This is a genomic window from Pseudomonas sp. GQ91, from assembly GCF_059758795.1.
Genome location: NZ_JCAXED010000009.1, coordinates 1 through 22710 on the forward strand (window position 1 = coordinate 1; position 22710 = coordinate 22710).

21 protein-coding genes are annotated in these 22710 nt (G+C 60.5%); 5 read left to right on the forward strand and 16 right to left on the reverse strand.

Annotation, left to right across the window (positions count from 1 at the left end; all coding sequences use genetic code 11):
* Positions 1-183: 183 nt before the first annotated feature.
* The 10 genes from AC6CIA_RS14740 to ccoN (AC6CIA_RS14785) form a co-directional block, all read right to left on the reverse strand.
* The gene (locus AC6CIA_RS14740) at positions 184-594 is read right to left on the reverse strand and encodes a type II toxin-antitoxin system VapC family toxin (protein WP_498313003.1); all 411 of its coding nucleotides are present in this window, start codon (positions 592-594) and stop codon (positions 184-186) included.
* Positions 594-848 (reverse strand): type II toxin-antitoxin system Phd/YefM family antitoxin, encoded by a 255-nt coding sequence (locus tag AC6CIA_RS14745; RefSeq protein ID WP_498313005.1) that lies wholly within the window; start codon positions 846-848, stop codon positions 594-596. The genes AC6CIA_RS14740 and AC6CIA_RS14745 overlap by 1 nt, the downstream gene beginning before the upstream one ends.
* 149 nt (positions 849-997) lie before the next feature.
* Positions 998-1981 (reverse strand): cytochrome-c oxidase, cbb3-type subunit III, encoded by a 984-nt coding sequence (gene ccoP, locus AC6CIA_RS14750; protein ID WP_084381617.1) that lies wholly within the window; start codon positions 1979-1981, stop codon positions 998-1000.
* Positions 1978-2163, reverse strand: coding sequence for a CcoQ/FixQ family Cbb3-type cytochrome c oxidase assembly chaperone (locus AC6CIA_RS14755; RefSeq protein ID WP_003175465.1), 186 nt, complete (start codon positions 2161-2163; stop codon positions 1978-1980). The genes ccoP (AC6CIA_RS14750) and AC6CIA_RS14755 overlap by 4 nt, the downstream gene beginning before the upstream one ends.
* A gap of 5 nt (positions 2164-2168) precedes the next feature.
* Entirely contained in the window at positions 2169-2777 is a 609-nt protein-coding gene (ccoO, locus tag AC6CIA_RS14760) for a cytochrome-c oxidase, cbb3-type subunit II (RefSeq protein ID WP_339533338.1), read from the reverse strand.
* Positions 2777-4219, reverse strand: a complete 1443-nt coding sequence (ccoN, locus tag AC6CIA_RS14765; protein ID WP_498313007.1) for a cytochrome-c oxidase, cbb3-type subunit I — start codon at positions 4217-4219, stop codon at positions 2777-2779. Before ccoN (AC6CIA_RS14765) ends, ccoO (AC6CIA_RS14760) begins: the two co-directional genes overlap by 1 nt.
* A gap of 362 nt (positions 4220-4581) precedes the next feature.
* Complete coding sequence (gene ccoP / locus AC6CIA_RS14770) at positions 4582-5529, reverse strand: cytochrome-c oxidase, cbb3-type subunit III (RefSeq protein ID WP_498313009.1); 948 nt, start codon at positions 5527-5529, stop codon at positions 4582-4584.
* Entirely contained in the window at positions 5526-5741 is a 216-nt protein-coding gene (locus tag AC6CIA_RS14775) for a cbb3-type cytochrome oxidase subunit 3 (RefSeq protein WP_498313011.1), read from the reverse strand. The genes ccoP (AC6CIA_RS14770) and AC6CIA_RS14775 overlap by 4 nt, the downstream gene beginning before the upstream one ends.
* 3 nt (positions 5742-5744) lie before the next feature.
* Positions 5745-6353, reverse strand: a complete 609-nt coding sequence (gene ccoO, locus AC6CIA_RS14780) for a cytochrome-c oxidase, cbb3-type subunit II (protein ID WP_498313013.1) — start codon at positions 6351-6353, stop codon at positions 5745-5747.
* Between the two features lie 10 nt (positions 6354-6363).
* Complete coding sequence (gene ccoN / locus AC6CIA_RS14785) at positions 6364-7788, reverse strand: cytochrome-c oxidase, cbb3-type subunit I (protein WP_339533333.1); 1425 nt, start codon at positions 7786-7788, stop codon at positions 6364-6366.
* A 79-nt stretch (positions 7789-7867) separates the two neighbouring features.
* Between ccoN (AC6CIA_RS14785) and AC6CIA_RS14790 the strand changes: the two genes are divergently transcribed.
* Positions 7868-8560, forward strand: coding sequence for an alpha/beta family hydrolase (locus AC6CIA_RS14790; RefSeq protein ID WP_498313015.1), 693 nt, complete (start codon positions 7868-7870; stop codon positions 8558-8560).
* 118 nt (positions 8561-8678) lie between these two features.
* On the opposite strand, the gene AC6CIA_RS14795 is transcribed toward AC6CIA_RS14790, so the two are convergent.
* The 3 genes from AC6CIA_RS14795 to acnA all read right to left on the reverse strand — a co-directional run bounded on the left by AC6CIA_RS14795 (position 8679) and on the right by acnA (position 14018).
* Complete coding sequence (locus AC6CIA_RS14795; protein ID WP_498313017.1) at positions 8679-10244, reverse strand: methyl-accepting chemotaxis protein; 1566 nt, start codon at positions 10242-10244, stop codon at positions 8679-8681.
* Between the two features lie 140 nt (positions 10245-10384).
* Positions 10385-11176, reverse strand: a complete 792-nt coding sequence (locus AC6CIA_RS14800; RefSeq protein WP_498313019.1) for a CPBP family intramembrane glutamic endopeptidase — start codon at positions 11174-11176, stop codon at positions 10385-10387.
* A 100-nt stretch (positions 11177-11276) separates the two neighbouring features.
* Positions 11277-14018 (reverse strand): aconitate hydratase AcnA, encoded by a 2742-nt coding sequence (acnA, locus tag AC6CIA_RS14805; protein WP_498313020.1) that lies wholly within the window; start codon positions 14016-14018, stop codon positions 11277-11279.
* Between the two features lie 192 nt (positions 14019-14210).
* Between acnA and rlmM the strand changes: the two genes are divergently transcribed.
* The gene (rlmM, locus tag AC6CIA_RS14810; protein ID WP_084381607.1) at positions 14211-15284 is read left to right on the forward strand and encodes a 23S rRNA (cytidine(2498)-2'-O)-methyltransferase RlmM; all 1074 of its coding nucleotides are present in this window, start codon (positions 14211-14213) and stop codon (positions 15282-15284) included.
* Between the two features lie 27 nt (positions 15285-15311).
* Positions 15312-15563 (forward strand): sulfurtransferase TusA, encoded by a 252-nt coding sequence (gene tusA, locus AC6CIA_RS14815; protein WP_498313022.1) that lies wholly within the window; start codon positions 15312-15314, stop codon positions 15561-15563.
* Here the strand turns inward: tusA and AC6CIA_RS14820 are convergent.
* Complete coding sequence (locus AC6CIA_RS14820) at positions 15560-16948, reverse strand: MATE family efflux transporter (RefSeq protein ID WP_498313024.1); 1389 nt, start codon at positions 16946-16948, stop codon at positions 15560-15562. The two genes, tusA and AC6CIA_RS14820, sit on opposite strands and share 4 nt — an antisense overlap.
* A gap of 141 nt (positions 16949-17089) precedes the next feature.
* Between AC6CIA_RS14820 and pdxB the strand changes: the two genes are divergently transcribed.
* Positions 17090-18232, forward strand: coding sequence for a 4-phosphoerythronate dehydrogenase PdxB (pdxB, locus tag AC6CIA_RS14825; protein WP_498313026.1), 1143 nt, complete (start codon positions 17090-17092; stop codon positions 18230-18232).
* A gap of 198 nt (positions 18233-18430) precedes the next feature.
* Here the strand turns inward: pdxB and AC6CIA_RS14830 are convergent, their stop codons facing one another.
* On the reverse strand, positions 18431-18604 hold the full coding sequence (locus AC6CIA_RS14830; protein WP_498313027.1) for a PA1571 family protein: 174 nt from the start codon (positions 18602-18604) through the stop codon (positions 18431-18433).
* A gap of 253 nt (positions 18605-18857) precedes the next feature.
* Between AC6CIA_RS14830 and AC6CIA_RS14835 the strand changes: the two genes are divergently transcribed.
* Complete coding sequence (locus tag AC6CIA_RS14835; RefSeq protein ID WP_498313029.1) at positions 18858-20624, forward strand: ABC transporter transmembrane domain-containing protein; 1767 nt, start codon at positions 18858-18860, stop codon at positions 20622-20624.
* Positions 20625-20689: 65 nt separating this feature from the next.
* Here AC6CIA_RS14835 and AC6CIA_RS14840 read toward each other — a convergent pair whose 3' ends face one another.
* A complete protein-coding gene (locus tag AC6CIA_RS14840; protein ID WP_498313030.1) occupies positions 20690-22618 on the reverse strand; it encodes a transglycosylase SLT domain-containing protein in 1929 nt (642 codons plus the stop codon).
* Positions 22619-22710 lie beyond the last annotated feature (92 nt).

Consider the following 22710-nt stretch of genomic DNA (forward strand, 5'->3'; position numbering starts at 1 on the left):
CGCCACCTCCAGCACGCCGCCGAGGATGTCGGCCATCATCGAGGTATGGTTGAGCGCGTCGCCCATGCGGGCGGCCCAGAGGGCGTCAGACATGCTGGGTGCTCAGCGTTACGCGCTTAAGTGTTTCGATATCCATTGCGCCTATTTCCTTGGCGGTAATTGAGGGGCCGTCGCGAGGTCAGATTAGCTTGACCACGGATTGAGCAGCGCCACGCCAGTGTTTTGGAAGTCCGTCACGTTGCGGGTGACCACGGTCAATCCATGGACCAGCGCGGTGGCGGCAATCAGTGCAGCGCATTGATTGCTGCGATCCGGTACGTGCAGGCGCGCGCAACGCAGCGCGACGGCGCGGTCGACCGCCAGGATTCTGCCCGCAAACGCCGGCAGGACATGGTTATCCAGCCATGCCCGCAGGCGGCCGCCTTGTGCCGGATCCTTGCGTTCGAACCGCAATACACCGGTTTCCAGTTCCAATACGGTAATTGCCGAGACATACAGGTTGGCGGCGGACACGCTACGTGCCCAGGCCTGTACGTGTTTATCTGCCTGGGGTTTTCGCAGTTCCGAAATGACATGGGTATCGAGCAAAAACATCAGGACAGGTCCATCGGCCGGGGAGTGATGACGGCGCGTTCGGTCTCGAAGTCGATATCCGACGCATCGGGCATGACCAGCAACTCGACAAGGCTTGCGCCGATGCCGGTCAGTTTCTGGTACTCCTCAATACTTAGCAGCACATGGGCCGGCTTGCCACGGTCGGTGATGATGACCGGCCCCAGGCGGGCGGCTTTTTTGGCACCACTTGTGTCATGGTTGAATTCGCGGCTGGAAATGGTCGTGATGGACATGGCGGTGCCCTCGGAAAACTCGAATGTAGGCACGTTACTACCTGTGACGGCTGCGAGCAAGCCAAGCCGCCCCGACGCGTGGTGCCCACCCACAAAAAAGGCCCCGTCAACATTGCTTGACGGGGCCTTGAGTGTAACCAGCGGATGCCTTATTCGGCGTTCGCCGCTGGAGCCTGTTCGCCATGGGACAGGCTGTAAACGTAGGCTGCCAGCAGGTGCACCTTGTCGTTGCCTTGCAGGTGTTCCTGCGCAGGCATCTGGCCCTGGCGGCCGTAACGGATGGTCTGCTGCAATTGCGCGAAGCTCGAGCCGTAAATGAATGCGCCCGGATGAGTCAGGTCGGGTGCGCCCATCGCAGGAGTACCTTTACCGGCTGGGCCGTGGCACGCCACGCAGTTGGCGGCGAAGAGTTTCTCGCCGTTGGCCACGTCGGCCTTGGCGCCTTCCGGCAGCTTGCGGCCATCGAGCTGGGTCAATACGAACGCGGACACGTCGGCCACGCCTTGCTCGCCAATGACTTCGGCCCAGGCAGGCATCACTGCGTGACGGCCGCCCATGATCGAAGCCTTGATGGTTTCCGGCTCTCCACCCCAGCGCCAGTCGGCGTCGGTCAGGTTCGGAAAGCCATAAGCGCCCTTGGCGTCGGAGCCGTGGCACACCGAGCAGTTGGAGGCGAACAGGCGTCCGCCCATCTTCAAGGCTTGCGGGTCCTTGGCCACTTCTTCAATCGGCATGGAGGCGAACTTGGCGAAGATCGGCCCGAACTTGGCCTCCGAGCGCGCCATTTCCTTTTCCCACTCGTGCACGCCGGTCCAGCCGGTCTGGCCGTTGGCGAACGGGGTTTGCTTTTCGTTGTCGAGGTAGGCGTAGCCCGGCAGCAAGCCTTTCCAGTTGCCCAGGCCGGGGTACAACGCCAGGTAGCCCAGGGCGAAAACGATGGTGCCGACGAACAGCATGAACCACCACTTTGGCAGCGGGTTGTCGTATTCCTCGATCCCGTCGAACGAGTGGCCAACCGTCTCGTCCGTTTGCTCGGCGCGCTGGCCCTTGCGGGTCGACAGCAGCAGCCAGGTCAGGGCAAAAATGGTACCCAGACTGAGGACTGTGACGTACAGACTCCAGAACGTAGTCATTCTTTGTTACTCCTAGAAGCTTGCTCGACGTGCTTGATGGCTTCGGGATCATCCGCGAAAGGCAGCAAGGTCGCGTCTTCAAACTCTGACTTGCGCTTGGGGCTGAACACCCACAACGCCAGACCGATAAAGGCCACCATCACGACAACGGTGCCCAGGCCTCGAATCATCCCGATATCCATTCAGATCACCGTTTGCTTTTGATGATGGTGCCCAGGCCTTGCAGATAGGCCACCAGCGCGTCCATTTCGGTCTTGCCCTTTACCGCGGCCTGAGCACCGGCGATGTCTTCGTCGGTGTAAGGCACGCCCAGGGTGCGCAAGACTTGCATTTTCTTCGCCGTGTCTTTGCCGTCGAGCTTGTTTTCCACGAGGAACGGGTACGCCGGCATTTTCGACTCGGGCACCACGTTGCGCGGGTTGTACAGGTGCGCACGCTGCCAGTCATCGGAGTAACGACCGCCCACCCGCGCCAGGTCCGGACCCGTACGCTTGGAGCCCCACAGGAACGGGTGATCCCACACGCTTTCACCCGCTACCGAGTAGTGCCCGTAGCGTTCGGTTTCGGCGCGGAACGGACGGATCATCTGCGAGTGACAACCGACGCAACCGTTGGCGATGTAGACGTCACGGCCTTCCAGTTCAAGGGCGGTGCGCGGCTTCATGCCTTCCACCGGCTTGTTGGTCACGTCCTGGAAAAACAGCGGGACGATCTGGGTCAGGCCGCCGATACTCACGGCGATGACCATGAAGAAGGCCAGCAGGCCGATATTCTTCTCTACGGCTTCATGCTTCATCAGTGCGCTCCCACAACGGCGATCTTGGCGGCGGCTTCAGCCTCTACAGAGTTGGAGGCACGCACGGTGCGCCAGACGTTGTAGGCCATGAACAACATGCCGCTGGCAAAGAACGCACCACCGAGGGCGCGTACGATGAAACCAGGATGGCTGGCTTGCAGCGCTTCTACGAAAGAGTAGGTGAGGGTGCCGTCATCGTTGATTGCACGCCACATCAGGCCCTGGGTGATGCCGTTGACCCACATCGAGGCGATGTAGAGCACGGTACCGATCGTGGCCAGCCAGAAGTGCGTATTGATCAGGCTGGTGCTGTGCATCTGCGCACGGCCGTAGAGCTTGGGAATCATGTGGTACAGCGCGCCGATGGAAATCATCGCGACCCAGCCCAGAGCGCCGGCGTGTACGTGGCCGATGGTCCAGTCGGTGTAGTGGGACAACGAGTTGACGGTCTTGATCGCCATCATCGGACCTTCAAAGGTCGACATGCCGTAGAACGCCAGCGATACCACGAGGAAGCGCAGGATCGGGTCGGTGCGCAGCTTATGCCAGGCGCCCGAGAGGGTCATCATGCCGTTGATCATGCCACCCCAGCTCGGTGCCAGCAGCACGATCGACATGGCCATGCCCAACGACTGCGCCCAATCCGGCAATGCGGTGTAGTGCAGGTGGTGCGGACCGGCCCAGATGTACAGGGTGATCAGCGCCCAGAAGTGCACGATGGACAGGCGATAGGAGTAGATCGGACGCTCGGCCTGTTTCGGCACGAAGTAGTACATCATCCCCAGAAAGCCGGTGGTCAGGAAGAAGCCCACGGCGTTGTGGCCGTACCACCATTGGATCATCGCGTCCGTTGCCCCGGAGTAGGCCGAGTAGGACTTGAAGAAACTCACGGGCAGCGACGCGTGGTTGACGATGTGCAGCATCGCCGTCACGACGATAAACGCACCGTAGAACCAGTTGCCCACGTAGATGTGCTTGGTCTTGCGCTTGACGATGGTGCCGAAGAACACGATGCCGTAGGTCACCCAGACGATCGCCAGAAGGATGGCAAGTGGCCATTCCAATTCCGCGTATTCCTTGGTGGTGGTGAAGCCCATTGGCAGGGTGATGATGGCGCCGATGATGACCGCTTGCCAGCCCCAGAAGGTGAAGGCGGCGAGACCGTCGGAAATCAGTCGCGTCTGGCAGGTTCGCTGCACGACATAGTAGGAAGTGGCAAACAGTGCGCATCCGCCGAAGGCGAAAATCACCAGGTTGGTGTGCAGCGGGCGCAGGCGTCCAAACGTCGTCCATGGCAAGTCGAAGTTCAACTCCGGCCAGACCAGTTGCGAGGCGATGAAGACTCCGAGCCCCATGCCAAGGATCCCCCAGACCACCGTCATGATGGCGAACTGGCGGACTACCTTATAGTTATAAGCAGTCGGACTGATTGCTGTGCTCATTCTAAGGTTCCACGGTTTAGGTATTTTATTAGGATAAAAATCGGCCGCAAGTATGGAGAAAGCGGGGTGCCATTGCAACGTAGCGCTGACCTGCGTCAAGGCGTTCCAAACCAGATTCTGCGCCCTTTCCATGTTTGGCGTAAGGACAAAATCCGAAATATAAAGCTGATCAAGTGGACAGGTTTTTCTCGGGTCGCGACGATTGTAGCCGCGTACGCCAAAACCGCTCCGCTGTGAGAGCAAGCGTAGACCCGAATGGCAGGAGGGGAAAGGTGTGCTTTGGAAGGGTGTGACACTTTGCCGCGCGTAACGGATTGCTGTAGGAGCGAGTTGCCGCCCCGGATCGGAGCGGCAGTCCACGCTTATTGCACGGGGCTTTCGGGCGTTGCGCCATCAGCGTTGTGGGACAGACTGTAGACGTAGGCCGCCAGCAGGTGAACCTTGTCATTGCCTTGCAGCGCCTGCTGGGCTGGCATCTGGCCCTGGCGACCGTGGCGGATGGTTTGTTGCAACTGCGCCAGGCTGGTGCCGTAGATAAAACCGGCAGGCTGTGTCAGGTTCGGCGCGCCCATGGCTTCGACGCCGTGGCCTTCAGGGCCGTGGCACGCGACACACGTGGTGGCGAACGCTTGCTGCCCGGCGGCCAGGTCGACCTGGCTGTCAGCCGGCAGCGGTAACCTGGCCAGGTCGTGACGCACATAAGCGGCGACGTTCTTGACGCCCTCTTCACCCAGCACTTCACCCCAGGCCGGCATTGCGGCATGGCGACCGTTCATGATGCTCTGCTTGATCGCTTCGGCCGAACCGCCCCAGCGCCAGTTGCTGTCCGCCAGATTCGGAAAGCCGTAGGCGCCCTTGGCATCCGAGCCGTGGCACACCGAACAGTTGGAGGCAAACAGACGGCCGCCCATTTTCAAGGCTTGCGGGTCTTTAGCCACTTCTTCTACGGGCATGGCTGCAAATTTGGCGAAGATAGGCCCGAATTTGGCGTCAGCCCTGGCCATTTCCTTGTCCCATTCCTTGGTTTGGGTCCAACCGTCTTCATAGCCTGGCAATAGGCCTTTCCAGTTACCCAGGCCCGGATACAGGATCAAGTAGCCGACGGCAAACACCAGCGTGCCGACGAATAACAGGAACCACCATTGGGGCAGGGGATTGTCGTATTCCTCGATCCCGTCGAAGGCGTGGCCCATGGTCTGGTCGACACTGCCCTTGGTCTCGCCCCGGCGGGTGCTGAACAGCAACCAGGTCAAGCCGATCAGGCTGCCGAGGGTCAGTACGCAGATCCATGTACTCCAAAAGGTAGTCATGGCCGGATGCTCCTTGTTACAGGCTCTTCTTGAGCGTCGGATGGGGTGGCGATGTCCGGTGACGGTTCATCGGCAAATGGCAGCAGGCAGGCTTCGGCGAACTCCGGGTTGCGCTTGGCGTTGAACACCCACAGGGACAGGCCGATGAAGGCAATCGCCACCACCAGTGTGCCGAGGCCGCGGATCATTCCGATATCCAGTTCAAATCCCATGGTTCACCTCTTGCTCTTGATCGCAGTGCCGAGCACTTGCAGATAGGCGACCAACGCGTCCATTTCGGTCTTGCCCTTGAGGCTGTCCACTGCGCCACTGATGTCAGCGTCGGTGTATGGCACGCCGAGGGTGCGCATGACTTTGAGCTTGGTTTCGGTGTGGCGGCTGTCGACCTGGGCGGTGACCAGCCATGGATAGGCCGGCATCTTCGATTCCGGCACTACGTTGCGCGGGTTGTACAGGTGCGCGCGATGCCAGTCGTCCGAGTAGCGAGCGCCGACGCGCGCCAGGTCCGGCCCGGTACGTTTGGAGCCCCACAGGAATGGGTGATCCCACACGCTTTCCCCGGCGACCGAGTAGTGACCGTAGCGTTCGGTTTCGGCGCGGAACGGCCGGATCATTTGCGAATGGCACTGCACGCAGCCTTCGCGGATATAAATGTCGCGGCCTTCCAGTTGCAGTGCGGTGTAAGGCTTCATGCCTTCCACCGGCTTGTTGGTGACGTCCTGGAAGAACAGCGGGACGATCTGCGTCAGGCCGCCGATGCTCACGGCGAGCACCATCAGCAGCATCAGCAGGCCGACGTTTTTTTCAATGGTTTCGTGTTTCATCACTGACTCCTCAGGCCATCTGCGCCGCAGCGGTGATTTCAGCGGGTTGCGCCGAACGCACGGTGCGCCAAGTGTTGTAAGCCATCAGGAACATGCCGCTGAGGAAGATCGCGCCACCCACCAACCGCACGATGAAGCCTGGGTGGCTGGCCACCAGGGTTTCGACGAAGGAGTAGGTCAAGGTGCCGTCTTCGTTGACCGCGCGCCACATCAGGCCCTGGGCAATGCCGTTGACCCACATCGACGCGATGTAGAGCACGGTGCCGATGGTGGCCAGCCAGAAGTGCGCGTTGATCAGGCCGAGGCTGTACATCTGCTCGCGACCGAAGACTTTCGGGATCATGTGGTACAGCGCGCCGATGGAAATCATCGCGACCCAGCCGAGGGCGCCGGCGTGTACGTGGCCGATGGTCCAGTCGGTGTAGTGGGACAGCGAGTTGACGGTCTTGATCGCCATCATCGGGCCTTCGAAGGTCGACATGCCGTAGAACGCCAGGGAGACCACGAGGAAGCGCAGGATCGGGTCGCTGCGCAACTTATGCCAGGCGCCCGAGAGGGTCATCATGCCGTTGATCATGCCGCCCCAGCTCGGCGCCAGCAGTACCAGCGACATCACCATGCCCAGCGATTGCGCCCAATCCGGCAGCGCGGTGTAGTGCAGGTGGTGAGGGCCGGCCCAGATATACAGGGTGATCAGCGCCCAGAAATGCACGATGGACAAACGATAGGAATACACCGGACGCTCGGCCTGTTTCGGCACGAAGTAGTACATCATCCCCAGGAAGCCAGCGGTCAGGAAGAAACCTACGGCGTTATGGCCATACCACCACTGCACCATCGCATCCGTCGCACCGCCGTACAGCGAGTAGGACTTGGTCAGGCTGACCGGGATTTCCAGGTTGTTGACGATATGCAGGATTGCCACGGTGAGGATGAACCCGCCAAAGAACCAGTTGCCGACGTAGATGTGCTTGGTGTTGCGCTTGGCCACGGTGCCAAAGAACACAATGGCGTAGGCCACCCAGACAATGGTGATCAGGATATCGATCGGCCATTCCAGTTCGGCGTATTCCTTGGAACTGGTGTAACCGAGTGGCAAGGTGATCGCGGCCAGGACAATGACCAACTGCCAGCCCCAGAAGCAGAACGCCGCGATTTTCGGCGCGAACAGTTGTGTCTGGCAGGTGCGCTGCACCGAGTAGAAAGAGCTGGCAAACAGCGCGCAACCACCAAAGGCGAAGATCACCGCGTTGGTGTGCAGCGGGCGCAATCGACCAAAACTGGTCCAGGGCAGATCGAAGTTGAGTTGAGGCCATACCAACTGGGCCGCGAGAAAAACCCCGAGCCCCATGCCGACGATGCCCCACACCACCGTCATAATGGCGAATTGGCGGACCACCTTGTAGTTATAGGCGGTACTTAAAGTAGTGTTCATGGTTCCCCATCCACGGTTCAACCCAAGTCGATGCGGCACTTGGGCTGGAGTTATAGGCAGACTAAAAAGCGAGGCAAGCATGGGCAAAGAGCACAAGGCCAGTATTGACGGGGATCAATGGGCGCAGTGTGTGCGTGAGCGCGGCTGGCTGTGGGATGCGGCTTGCGGCGCAGCGCCGGGCCACGGCACGACGCTGATTCTGGCCCACGGCGCCGGTGCGCCGATGGACTCGGGCTTTATGAATGACATGGCTGCACGCCTCGCCGGGCGTGGGGTCAACGTAGTGCGCTTCGAGTTTCCCTACATGGCCCAGCGGCGGCTGGACGGTGGCAAGCGACCGCCAAACCCGGCACCTAAACTGCTGGAGTGTTGGCGTGAGGTATATGCCGAGGTGCGACGCCATGTCACGGGGCGACTTGCCGTCGGTGGCAAGTCCATGGGCGGGCGGATGGCCAGTTTATTGGCCGATGAGTTGGCGGCTGATGGGCTGGTGTGCCTGGGCTATCCGTTCTACGCGGTGGGCAAACCGGAAAAACCGCGGGTCGAGCATCTGGCCGGGCTGCAGACGCCGACGTTGATTGTCCAGGGCGAACGGGATGCGCTGGGGAATCGAGCGGCGGTCGCGGGATACACGCTGTCGCCGAGCATCGAAATGCTGTGGCTGGGGGCGGGGGATCATGATTTGAAGCCGTTGAAGGCCTCGGGGTTCAGTCATGCACAGCATCTGGAGGCTGCGGCAAGAAAGGTGTCAGAATTTCTCGGCAACCGTTAGCCCGATTAAAGACGATGGCGGTGTATCAGGCGGCACTCAGCGGCAGGTTTTGGGGCCGCTGTGTAGCCCGACGGGGGACAAGCCCCCTAGCCACAGGACACCCCCCTCGCCACAGTCGTCAGCGGTTGAAGCGTTCCACCAACGAGTACTGCGTATTCGCCGTAAGGGTCAGCTCTTCACTCAACTGCGCCGAGCTCAAGGCCTGTTCCGAGGTCTGGTCCGCCAGCAGCGCGATGGTGCTGATGTTGCGGCTGATCTCTTCAGCCACCGAACTTTGTTCTTCGGTCGCGGCGGCGATCTGGGTGGTCATGTCGGTGATATGCGCCACGGCTTCGCTGATGCCCACCAGCGCCTGATCCGCTTCCATGACACGGGCCACGCCTTCTTCTGCCTGACGATGCCCGGCGTCCATGGTTTGTACGGCGGTGCTGGCGGTCTGTTGCAGCTTGGCGATCAGCGCGTGAATCTGCCCGGTGGATTCGCTGGTACGTTGGGCCAGTTGCCGCACTTCGTCGGCGACCACCGCAAAACCACGACCCATCTCACCGGCACGGGCCGCTTCGATGGCGGCGTTCAGGGCCAGCAGGTTGGTCTGGTCGGCGATGCCTTTGATCACATCCACCACGCCGCCGATTTCGTCACTGTCCTTGGCCAGTTGGGTCACCGTTGCACCGGTTTCCCCGACCACCACCGACAAGCGCTGAATAGCTTCGCGGGTTTCCCCGGCAATATCGCGACCGCGACCGGTCAGGCGATTGGCTTCCTGGGTGGCATCGGCCGTGCGCTGCACATGGCTGGCGACTTCCTGGGTGGTCGCGGCCATCTGATTGATCGCCGTGGCCACCTGCTCGGTTTCCACCCGCTGGCGTTCCAGTCCGGTGGAACTGTTATGCGCCAGGGTATTGGACTGCCGCGCCTGGTCGTTGAGGTGCTCGGCGGTGTCCTGCAAACGTGTCAGACAGGTTTTCAGGCGGGCTTCCTGGCTCAGGATCGACATTTCCAGTCGTGCTTGTGCACCCCGGCTATCGGTGTACATCTGCGCGATCAGCGGGTCGGAGGTGGTTTGCTCGGCCAGGCGCAACAAACGCTTCAGGCCGCGCTGTTGCCAGGTCAGGCCGAGCAATCCCAGCGGCACCGAGAGGGCGGCGGCCAGGGCGAAACCCCATTGGGAATTGAGCCAGATGCCGATCAGGAAACTCAGTTGGCTGACCAGAATAAAGGGTAGCCAGTCCTGCAGTACCGGCAGCCATTTGTCGCTGCGTGGAATGGCCGACTTGCCTTGGTTGATGCGCTGATACAGCGCTTCGGCCCGGCGGATTTGCTCGGCCGTGGGTTTGACCCGCACCGACTCATAGCCGACCACCTGCTGGCCCTCGAAGACCGGTGTCACGTAGGCATTGACCCAGTAATGGTCGCCGGTCTTGCAGCGGTTTTTAACAATGCCCATCCATGGCAAGCCTTGTTTGAGCGTCGCCCACATGTGCGCGAACACCGCCGCCGGCACGTCCGGGTGACGCACCAGGTTGTGCGGGGCACGCGTCAATTCTTCCCGGGAAAACCCACTGATCTCTACAAACGCATCGTTGCAGTAAGTGATCACGCCTTTGGCGTCAGTGGTGGAGATCAACCGTTGCTGAGCGGGGAAGGTACGTTCGCGCTGGGTAACGGGCTGGTTATTACGCATGACTGTTCAATCCGCAAGGCTTTGATAGGTTGTCGACCAGCCGCGCCTTTTATTTAACTTATTTTTGCAATAATTAGCGCGGTTTCACGCAGCCCTCAACCGCTGCTGGCGTACGTTGCAGTCGTTGCCTGATCAGGCTTTCAGCCCGCCAGCATCGGGTAGGTGAACAATCCGAAATGCAGCAGATTCAAGCCAAAATGAGTGGCAATTGCCGCGCCCAAGCCGCCAAAACGATAGGCCAGGCCGTAGCCGGTACCGGCAATACTGGCCAGCAGCACCCACTGCCAGCCCGCACCCACATGTACCAGGCCAAACAGCAATGAGGCGAGCATCAGCGCGAGGTTTTCGCCGTAGGGCAAATGCTTGAAACGATGGCTCAGGCCGCCCTGGATATACCCTCGAAACAGCGCTTCCTCCACCAGGGTCACCAGCAGCAGGTTGTTCAACACCCATAACCAGGCTTGTTCCGGCCATTTTGGCGCCCAACTGATGATCCCCAGCAGTACGCCGCCGCCGAGGGCAGCAATTGCCGTCAAGGTCAGGGCCAGCGCCGTGGCATAGATCGACAGGCGTAAAGAACGACGGGCGACGATCCACGGACAGACCAGCAGTAACCAGAAGCCGATCAGTGGCTTGTCCTGGTTCAGGTACATCGAAAAAGGCACCGCATCGGCGGTAAAGCGCTGTGGCTCGATGCCTCGGCCGTTTTGGAAACCGGGCAACCAGTGCATTGCCAGGCCCAAGGCCAGGACAATAAACAGCCCATGCCCGACGTAGCGGGCCCACGGGTTCCGTTGCTGGCGCACGGCAAAGCCTGCGACCAGCAATAACCCGATTGAGGCCAGCGCCAGCCAACCCAGGTGCCCGTAGATCAGGGCCAGTCCATAACCCATGGAGAGAAGCGCCAAGTACAGCCAGGGCAAAGCGAGCATGAGGGATCCTTGGGTCGAAAATGGGCAGTATTATAGCGACCGCACAGGCAGCCCACATGAAAACACCGCCCTAAGGCGGTGTCTTGTCAGGCGTAGTGCCTTATGCAGCGATCAGTTGGCGCAGCACGTAGTGCAAGATCCCCCCGGCCTTGAAGTACTCCACCTCATTCAGCGTATCGATCCGGCACAGCACCTCGACCTGCTCGCGGTTGCCATCTTCGCGGGTTATCACCAGCGTCAGGTTCATTCGAGGGACAAGCATCGCACCGGTCAGGCCGAGGATGTCGATCTTTTCCTTGCCTGTCAGCTTCAAGCTCTTGCGGTTCTGATCCAGCTTGAACTGCAGCGGCAGCACGCCCATGCCTACCAGGTTGGAACGGTGAATCCGTTCAAAACTCTCGGCAATCACCGCCTTGACCCCCAGCAGATTGGTGCCCTTGGCCGCCCAGTCGCGGCTCGACCCGGTGCCGTATTCCTGGCCGGCGATGACCACCAGCGGCGTGCCGGAGGCCTGGTATTGCATTGCGGCATCGTAAATCGGCATTTTTTCCCCGGTAGGGATATACAGCGTGTTGCCGCCTTCTTCGCCGCCCAGCATTTCATTGCGGATGCGGATATTGGCAAAGGTGCCGCGCATCATCACTTCGTGGTTGCCGCGGCGTGAACCGTAGGAGTTGAAGTCCCGCGGTTCGACACCCTGTTCGCGCAGGTAACGACCCGCCGGGCTGTCAATCTTGATGTTGCCGGCAGGGGAAATGTGGTCGGTGGTCACCGAATCGCCAAGCAAGGCCAGGACATTGGCGCCCTGGACATCCTTGATCACCGGCAAGGGCCCGGCAATGTCATCGAAGAACGGCGGATGCTGGATATAAGTGGAATCGTCCTGCCACACGTAAGTCGCGGCTTGCGGGACTTCGATGGCCTGCCATTGTTCGTCGCCGGCAAACACTTCGGCGTATTCCTTGTGGAACATGCCAGTGCTGACTTGGGCCACGGCGTCGGCGATTTCCTGGCTGCTGGGCCAGATGTCGCGCAGGTAAACCGGCTTGCCATCCTTGCCTTCGCCCAGCGGCTCACTGCTGATGTCGATACGCACGGTGCCGGCTAGAGCGTATGCCACGACGAGCGGCGGCGAGGCCAGCCAGTTGGTTTTCACCAAAGGATGGACGCGGCCTTCGAAGTTACGGTTCCCCGACAGCACGGACGCGACGGCGAGGTCGGCTTTCTGGATAGCTTTCTCGATAGGTTCCGGCAATGGACCGGAGTTGCCGATACAGGTGGTGCAGCCGTAACCCACCAGGTCGAAGCCCAACTGATCCAGATAGTGAGTCAGGCCGGCGGCCTTGTAGTAATCGGTGACGACCTTGGAGCCAGGTGCCAGGGAGGTCTTTACCCACGGTTTGCGGGTCAGGCCTTTCTCCACGGCTTTTTTCGCGACCAGGCCCGCCGCCATCATCACGCTCGGATTGGAGGTGTTGGTGCAAGAGGTGATCGCGGCGATCACCACCGCGCCATTTTTCAGGCGATACGTCTGACCTTCAAAGTCGTAGTCCGCTTCGCCCACCAGATCCGCGTTGCCCACTGCGACGCCGCCACCGCCTTCGCTTTCCAGGCGGCCTTCTTCTTTGTTGGTGGGCTTGAACTGCAAGTCGAGGAAGTCGCTGAAGGCCTGGCCGACATTCGGCAGCGATACGCGATCCTGAGGGCGTTTCGGTCCGGCGAGGCTGGCTTCGACGGTACCCATGTCCAAGGCCAGGCTGTCCGTGAACACCGGTTCCTGGCCGGCGTTGCGCCACAAGCCCTGGGCCTTGGTATAGGCCTCCACCAATTTGATGGTTTCAACGGGACGGCCTGACAGGCGCAGGTAGTCCAGCGTCACCTCGTCCACCGGGAAGAAACCACAGGTGGCGCCGTACTCCGGTGCCATGTTGGCGATCGTGGCACGGTCGGCCAGCGGCAGATCGGCGAGGCCATCGCCGTAAAATTCGACGAACTTGCCCACCACGCCTTTTTTACGCAGCATTTGCGTCACGGTCAGCACCAGGTCGGTGGCGGTGATGCCTTCCTTGAGTTTGCCGGTGAGCTTGAACCCGATGACTTCGGGGATCAGCATCGACACCGGTTGGCCGAGCATCGCGGCTTCGGCTTCAATCCCGCCCACGCCCCAGCCCAGTACGCCCAGGCCGTTGATCATGGTGGTGTGGGAGTCGGTGCCGACCAGCGTGTCGGGGAAGGCGTAAGTGCGGCCGTCTTCATCCTTGGTCCATACCGTGCGACCGAGGTATTCCAGGTTTACCTGGTGGCAAATGCCGGTGCCGGGCGGCACCACGCTGAAGTTGTCGAAGGCGCTCTGGCCCCAGCGCAAGAAAGCGTAGCGTTCGCCGTTGCGCTGCATTTCGATGTCGACGTTCTGTTCGAAAGCGTCGGCGTTGCCAAATTTGTCGACCATTACCGAGTGGTCAATCACCAGGTCCACCGGCGACAACGGGTTGATGCGCTGCGGGTCGCCACCGGCCTTGGCCATGGCGGCGCGCATGGCGGCCAGGTCGACCACCGCGGGCACGCCGGTAAAGTCTTGCATCAGCACTCGCGCCGGGCGGTACTGGATCTCGCGGTCCGAACGGCGCTCCTTGAGCCAGGCGGCGATGGCCTTGAGGTCGGCGCCGGTGACGGTTTTTTCGTCCTCCCAGCGCAGCAGGTTTTCCAGCAGCACCTTCAGGGACATTGGTAGCTTGTCCAGATCGCCCAGGCTCTTGGCGGCTTCGGGCAGGCTGAAATAATGGTAGGTCTTGTTGTCTATTTCGAGTGTCTTCAGGGTTCTCAGGCTATCAAGGGATGACATTACATGACTCCTTTTAGTCCGCACGGCTACGGACCTGACGGGACGGACAGAGCTTCTAACCTAGCGCTGTTTTAAGTAGCTGGCTAATAACTGGACTCTATGGACATAACCAAGGTTCCGAAGTCAGCTATCATGCGCGCGTTTTCATGACAGGCTTTGCGCCAGAGCAAGGTCGGTGATCCAGGAGAGTCAATGAACACCCTTTTTATGCACTGCCGCCCGGGCTTTGAAGGCGAAGTCTGTTCCGAGATTGCGGAGCACGCCGCCCGCTTGAATGTCTCGGGCTATGCCAAGGCCAAGACCGGCAGCGCTTGCGCCGAATTTATCTGCACCGAGGAAGAGGGCGCGCAACGCTTGATGCACGGCCAGCGTTTTGCCGAGCTGATCTTCCCGCGGCAGTGGGCGCGCGGGGTCTTTATCGACTTGCCGGAGACTGACCGCATCAGCGTGATCCTCGCTCACCTGCACAGTTTCCCGGTATGCGGCAGCCTGTGGCTGGAGATGGTCGATACCAATGATGGCAAGGAACTGTCGAACTTTTGCAAAAAGTTCGAGGTTCATCTGCGCAAGGCGCTGCTGGCCGCCGGCAGGTTGGTGGAGGATGCCAGCAAGCCGCGCCTGCTGTTGACCTTCAAGAGCGGCCGTGAAGTGTTCATGGGGTTGGCCGAGTCGAATAACTCGGCGATGTGGCCGATGGGTATTCCGCGCCTGAAATTTCCTCGCGAGGCGCCGAGCCGTTCGACCTTGAAGCTGGAAGAGGCCTGGCACCACTTCATCCCCCGCGATCAGTGGGAAGATCGCCTGCACGGCGACATGACCGGTGTCGACCTGGGGGCCGCGCCGGGTGGCTGGACCTGGCAATTGGTCAATCGCGGCATGCTGGTTACGGCCATCGACAACGGACCGATGGCCGAAAGCCTGATGGACACTGGTCTGGTGCAGCACTTGATGGCCGATGGTTTTGTCTTCACGCCCAAACAGCCGGTGGACTGGATGGTCTGCGACATCGTCGAGAAACCCGCGCGTAATGCGGCGCTGCTGGAAACCTGGATCGGCGAGGGGCATTGCCGCGAAGCGGTGGTTAACCTCAAGTTGCCGATGAAACAGCGTTACGCCGAGGTAAAACGTTTGCTGGAGCGGATCCAGGAAGGCTTCAAGACGCGTGGCATTCGTGTGGAAATCGGTTGCAAGCAGCTGTACCACGACCGTGAGGAAGTGACCTGCCATTTGCGTCGATTGGACGTAAAGAAAACCAAGGCCCGTTGAACGTGTGGCCAGTTTCAGGAGTGAATGATGAGCGAGATTTTTGACCCTGTCGTCGACGCTACCCTCGACGCCTCCGGCCTGAATTGCCCGGAGCCAGTGATGATGCTGCACCAGCACATCCGCGACCTGGCCCCTGGCGGCCTGCTCAAGGTGATCGCGACCGATCCGTCGACCCGTCGCGACATTCCCAAGTTTTGTGTGTTCCTCGACCATGAACTGGTGAACCAGCAAGAGCAGGCGGGGACCTATCTGTACTGGATTCGCAAGAAGTCCGATTAAACCGCGTGAATCCGCCTGCGCGCACTGCGTGCCAGGCGCACCAGCAACATCGCTGCCGCGCAACTCAAGCCAACGATCAGCCCTTGCCACAAGCCGCTCGGGCCGTTGGCCTGGCCCAACCAATCGGTCAGCCCCAATGCATAACCCACCGGCAGGCCCACGCCCCAATAGGCGAACAGGGTCAGGACCATGGTCACCCGCGTGTCTTGATAACCCCGCAAGGCGCCGGCGGCCGTGACCTGGATCGCATCGGAAAACTGGAACAGTGCGGCAAACACAATCAGCATCGCCGCCACCTGGATCGCCAGCGGGTCCGAGGTGTAGAGGGTGGCGATCTGTTCGCGGAACACCAGCATCAAGCTGCAGGACACGCAGGCATAAGCCAGCGCGGTGCCCATTCCCACGCCTGCGGCAAAGCGTGCCTCGCGGGGTTCGCTGCGGCCCAGGGCCTGGCCGACCCGAACGGTCACGGCCATGCTCAGGGAGTAAGGAATCATGAACACCAGCGAGCTGAAGTTCAGCGCAATCTGGTGTCCCGCCACCACGGTGGCGCCGAGGCTGCCGATCAGCAGGGCAATCACCGCAAAGATGCTCGATTCGGCAAAGATCGCGATGCCGATCGGCAGGCCAATATTCAAGATGCGTTTGATCACCTGCCATTGCGGCCAGTCGAAACGCGTGAACAACTCGCTGGCCTGATACACCGGTGCCCATCGGGTCCAGCCGGCCAAACCGAGCATCATCACCCACATCACGATCGCCGTGGCCCAGCCGCAGCCGACGCCGCCCATGGCCGGCACGCCAAAATGCCCATAGATGAATATGTAGTTCAGCGGGATGTTCAGTGCCAGCCCGCACAGGCCGAGGATCATGCTGGGCCGCGTGCACCCCAGCCCGTCACTGAAACAGCGCAACACGTAATACAGCGCCACGGCAGGCATGCCCGAGGCGATCCCGTGCAGATAGCCCATGCAGGGTCCGATCAATTCGGGATCGACGTTCATCGCATGCAGGATCGGTTCGGCGCTGATCAACAACAATAAGGCGATGACCCCGACCAGCAGTCCCAGCCACATCGACTGACGCACCAGCGGGCCGATCTCCTTGTGGGTGCCGGCGCCGAAGCGTTGGGCGACCTTAGGCGTGGTCGCGAGCAAGGTGCCGGTCATCAACAGATACACCGGAATCCAGATCGAGTTGCCCAGGGCGACCGCCGCAAGGTCCCGCGCGCCGACCCGCCCGGCCATTACCGCATCGACAAAACCCATCGCGGTGGTTGCCAGTTGCCCGATCATGATCGGCAAGGCCAGGGTCAGCAAACTGCGGACCTCCAGGCGGACGCGGGCGGGGCGGGAGAGGGCGCGGGTGTCGGTGGCAGTGTTCACGTGCAGGTGTCCGATAAGGGGAACGCAGGACGGCGCATTCTACGCCTTGACGTGTCAGTCAGGAAAAAACCTGTGTTGCTGATTTGTAAACGCTTCAGCGAGTGGTGCCTGTACACTGCTGATCCGCCAAAGGAGCCTGCCATGCTGATTGTTGCCGACGAAAATATTCCGCTGCTCGATGCTTTTTTCGAGGGCTTTGGCGAAGTTCGCCGGGTGCCTGGCCGAGCCATCGACCGCGCCACCCTTGAGCAGGCGGATGTGCTGCTGGTGCGTTCGGTGACCAACGTCAATCGGCTGCTGCTTGAAGGTACGCCAGTGCGTTTTGTCGGCACGTGCACCATCGGCACTGATCACCTGGACCTCGATTACTTGAAAAAAGCCGCTATCCGCTGGTCCAGCGCGCCGGGTTGCAATGCCCGTGGCGTGGTCGACTATGTGCTGGGCAGCCTGCTGACCCTGGCCGAAATCGAAGGCGCGGACCTTAATCAACGCACGTATGGCGTGGTGGGCGCGGGGGAGGTGGGCGGCCGACTGGTCAAGGTGCTCAAGGGCCTGGGCTGGAATGTGCTGGTGTGCGATCCACCGCGACAGATTGCCGAAGACGCCGATTACGTCAGCCTGGAGCAGATTGTCGAGCAGTGCGATGTCATCAGTGTGCACACGCCGCTGAAAAAGTCCGGCCATGATTCGACTTGGCATCTGTTTGATCGTCAGCGCCTGAACCAGCTCAAACCGGGTACCTGGCTGATCAACGCCAGCCGTGGTGCGGTCGTGGATAACGCTGCGCTCAAGACGGTGCTGCTGGAACGTGAAGACTTGCAGGCGGTGCTGGATGTCTGGGAGGGGGAGCCCGAAGTGGACGTCGAGTTGGCCGACTTGTGCGTACTGGCGACGCCGCACATTGCCGGTTACAGCCTGGACGGCAAGCAGCGCGGCACCGCGCAAATCTATCAGGCGTTTTGCGAGCATCTTGGGCAGGCGCCGAGCGTTCAATTGAGCGAGTTGTTGCCGCAGCCGTGGCTTGCCGAGGTCAGTCTGGACGCCAACACGGATCCGGCCTGGGCGCTGGCCATGCTGTGCCGCAGTGTCTACGATCCGCGGCGTGATGATGCGGATTTTCGGCGCAGCCTGGTGGGAAGTGTGGAAGAGCAGCGCCAGGCGTTCGACCTGCTGCGCAAGCATTATCCGTTGCGCAGAGAGATTGATGGTTTGAAAGTGCGGATCAATGGTGAGTCGAAGGATTTGTCGAGGATCGTAGCGGCGTTGGGCGCGCAGCACGCGTAGAAAAAGGTCAAAAAAGCCGGCCTTGGCTTTTTGTAGGAGCGAGCTTGCTCGCGAAGAACTCAAAGGCGCCGCGTTTATCCAGAATGCACGCGTTATCGTTGACGTTTTTCGCGAGCAAGCTCGCTCCTACAGGATGTCTCATTCGCTTAACTGATCGACATTAGGCCTGCAGGCCGGTTTCAATCGAATTGGGGTATGTCAGCCTTGGCGGGCAGGCGTGATCAGTTTTTTGTCCAGTTCAGCACACGCGCTCTGGATCATTTCTTCAGTGATCTGCACTTCGCGGCCCTGGGCATCGATATACGAGCAAGGCAATTGTTGCGGTTGGCGGATGACTTCAACTTTCTCAGTGCTGCTGGTTTGCAAGGACATGCCTGTCTCCTCATCAGGTTGTGTTCCCACTTTAATTCCACCGCATGACCGAGCTATGACAACTCCTTACAAGATCAGCGGATCGAGTGCCCAGTCCAGCAGAAACCACTCGGGATTTCCACCTTCGCTTTAGAACGATAGTTTCTAGCGTCCACTCATGCCGGGCATAATTAACCTGACTCATTGTGATTTACCCAAGTTCCATCTATTTGCAGTGTAGGCTTGAGGCTGTATCCCTCAGGTGGTGTCATCCATGCTTTCTGCCCGTCAACGTCGCGCCATTCGCCTGGCCAGCCGCTTTATCGCCCCTTATCGTTGGCAGGCGCTGGGCGCCTTGCTGGCACTGATCGTCACCGCCGGGATTACTTTGTCCATGGGGCAAGGCATTCGTTTGTTGGTGGACCAAGGCTTCATGACCCAATCGCCGCACCTGCTCAATCAGTCCATAGGTCTGTTCATGGTGCTGGTGCTGGGCTTGGCGGTGGGCACCTTCAGTCGCTTCTACCTGGTGTCATGGATTGGCGAACGCTGTGTCGCGGACATCCGCCAGCAGGTGTTCAATCACCTGATTTACCTGCATCCGGGCTTCTACGAAAACAACCGCAGTTCCGAGATCCAGTCGCGGTTGACCGCGGACACCACGTTGCTGCAGTCGGTGATCGGCTCTTCACTGTCGTTGTTTCTGCGCAATGCATTGATGGTGATCGGTGGCGTGGTGCTGCTGTTCATCACCAATCCCAAGCTCACCAGCATCGTCGTGGTGGCGCTGCCGCTGGTGCTCGCGCCGATCCTTATCTTTGGCAGGCGCGTGCGCAGCTTGTCGCGTCAGAGCCAGGACCGTATCGCCGATGTCGGCAGCTACGTGTCCGAGACCCTCGGCCAGATCAAGACCGTGCAGGCATACAACCATCAGGCGCAGGATGAGCAACGGTTCGCGGTGACCGTGGAAGAGGCCTTTGCCACCGCGCGCAAACGTATCGTCCAGCGCGCCTGGCTGATTACTCTGGTCATCATGCTGGTGCTGGGTGCCGTGGGTGTAATGCTCTGGGTGGGCGGCATGGACGTGATTGCCGGGCGTATTTCCGGGGGCGAACTGGCGGCCTTCGTGTTCTACAGCCTGATCGTCGGCAGCGCCTTTGGCACCTTGAGCGAAGTGATCGGTGAGTTGCAACGGGCGGCCGGCGCGGCGGAGCGGATTGCCGAGCTGCTGCAGTCGAGTAATGAAATCCAGGCGCCGGACAACGGCCTGGTCAAGTTGCCCGAGCGGGTCAGTGGTCGACTGGAGCTGCAAGACCTGCGATTTTCATATCCGTCGCGTCCCGATCGCTATGCCATCGACGGCCTTGACCTGACCATTGATGCCGGTGAAACCCTGGCCTTGGTCGGGCCGTCCGGCGCTGGCAAATCCACGATTTTCGACCTGTTGCTGCGTTTCTACGATCCGCAACAAGGACGCGTGCTGCTGGAAGGCCAGTCGTTGACCGACTTGGACCCGTTGGATGTGCGTCGTTGCTTTGCTCTTGTGTCCCAGAGCCCGGCGCTGTTTTTCGGCAGTGTCGAAGACAACATCCGGTATGGCAACCCGTCGGCCACTTTTGCCCAAGTCGAGGCGGCGGCAGGTATTGCCCATGCTCACGACTTTATCCTGCAAATGCCGGATGGTTATCAGACGCATCTGGGCGACGGCGGCATCGGCCTTTCCGGTGGTCAACGGCAACGTTTGGCTATCGCCCGTGCGTTGTTGGTGGACGCACCGATTCTGTTGCTGGATGAGGCCACCAGCGCGCTCGATGCCCAGAGTGAGCACTTGATCCAGCAGGCGTTACCGCAATTGATGCATGGGCGGACCACGCTGGTGATTGCCCATCGTCTGGCGACGGTGAAAAACGCCGATCGAATCGCGGTGATGGATCAAGGCAAATTAGTGGCGGTAGGCACGCACCAGCAATTGATCGCGAGCAATCCGTTGTATGCGCGACTGGCGGCGCTGCAATTTAGCGATGGGCAAGAGCAAGCTTAAAGCAGCTTCAAGCTTCAAGCTTCAAGCTTGCGGCTTGCGGCTTGCAGCTTGCAGCTGCTCCCCTCCTACTGATCATCGAAGTAGCGTTCATGCCAATCCACCAAGGGTTGCGGCGAGTTGAGCTTCTGACCGTAGATCACCGAATAGGACAGCACGTTCTGCACGTACTGGCGTGTTTCGTCGAAAGGAATGCTTTCTACCCAGACGTCGAAGCTCAAGTGGTCGGCGCCGCGCAGCCACTGGCGCACGCGCCCCGGGCCGGCATTGTAGGCGGCGGAGGCGAGGACACGGTTGCCATTGAACTGGCTGTGGACCTGGCTCAGGTACGCCGTGCCGAGCTGAATGTTCTTGTCCGGATCCAGCACTTGTCGCGGTGATGCCAGGGGAATGCTGAACTTGCGCGCGGTTTCCTTGGCGGTGGCCGGCATCAGTTGCATCAGGCCGGTGGCGCCAACGCCAGAGCGGGCGTCGTCCATGAAGGCGCTTTCCTGGCGAGTAATGGCGAACACCCAGCTCGAATGCAGGCCACGTACCTTGGCCTCGCGCACCAGCGTGGCGCGGTGGGCCATGGGGAAGCGGATATCCAGGTCGTCCCAGTACTTTGCCTGGCTGATGGTGCGGATCGCCGGGAAATACCATTTCATGTCGTAGGCGAGTTTGGCCTGGGCGACCATTTCGTCACGGTTGAAGTGGCGGGTGACGTGATACCACTCGCGACGGCCATCGACAATCTGGCCGCGGGCGTAGAACTCCAGGGCGCGTCGTACGCCGGGGGTGTTACGTACTTTATTGAGGAGCGCCTGGCTCATCACCAAAGGGCGATTGTTCAGTTGATACGGCGCCTGGGAGCGATCCGCCGCGAGGAAACCATAGAAGTCTCGCTCCCGCGCCAGGTCTTTGTACAGCACCAGGGGCTGAGGGTTCTTGGGTTCGGCCAGCTCCAGTGCGCGGGCCTGCCAGTAGCGCCAGCGACTGGTGGTGGCCAGGTCCTCGGGCAGCTTGCGAGTCAGTTGGTAGGCATCTTCCCAGCGGGCCAGGCGCAACAGCAGGCGCAGGCGCCATTCGGAGACTGTGTTGTCGCGCAGTTCCGGGTCGTACTTGGTCATTACGTCAAGGGCGCGAGGGTCGAAGCGGCGCGCCAGAGTCAGGCCGATCTCTCGGGCAATCGAGACTTTTTCGTCACGGGAGAAGTGCATGCTGGCGGCGTAACCGTCCAGCAGCGCCATGGCCTTTTCGGGATCCTGGCGAGCCAGGCGACGAAGGCCCAGGCCGACTGCGTCGGACATGGCTTCGCTGGCTGGCAGGAAGCGTGACGGATCGCTCAGCAAGGCAGGCTTTTGCGCGACATCGACCATCAGCCGACCTTGGGGCGCGAGGGTGGTCAGGGTTTTCACCAGGCTGTTGGCCAGGCCGTAGTTACGGGCTTCGGCGGCCAATTTGGTGCGCTTCCAGCGTTTCTGTTCGGTCAGTTGGCCATCGGCGGCCCACTGTGCGAACAGCGCATCACAGGCCGCCGGCTGGGATTTCCCGCTCAACCACAGTTTTTCGGCGCTGGCGTAACCCTCGGCCTTGAGGTTGTGGCTCAGTTGGTATTGACCGTGGAGGCAGTCCAGTTCCGTGAAGTTAAGCTTGGCGTCGTAGTACTTTTCAAACGTCTGCCATTCGCCACGCTCGGCCAGCCAGCGCAACCAGCGCAGTTTCATCCAGTTGGCCTGGGGCAGATCGCCATGCTTGCCCAGGAACTGTTCGATTTCCTGATTGCTGGCGGTCTTCAGACGGGCGGTGAGCTCGTCGTACGCCAGGTACGGCGTCAGCGGATAATCGGCCAGGGCTCGGCTGTATTGCATGTAGGGGCCGCTGTCGCCTTTGGCCAGCGCGCGCTTGGCTTGATCGTAATATTGGCGTTGAGTGGTCAAATCCACGGCCTGGGCGCTTTGAACGGCGGTGGTAGAAAGAAGCAGGCAAGATAAGAAACTGAAAAGGCGACTGCGCATGAGACGTCCGTGCAAAGAAATCAGGACTAGTGCCGACGCGGGCCGACACTGATTGCCCCTAGCTTAGCCTTTTGCCGGCGGCCGTTGAAAGC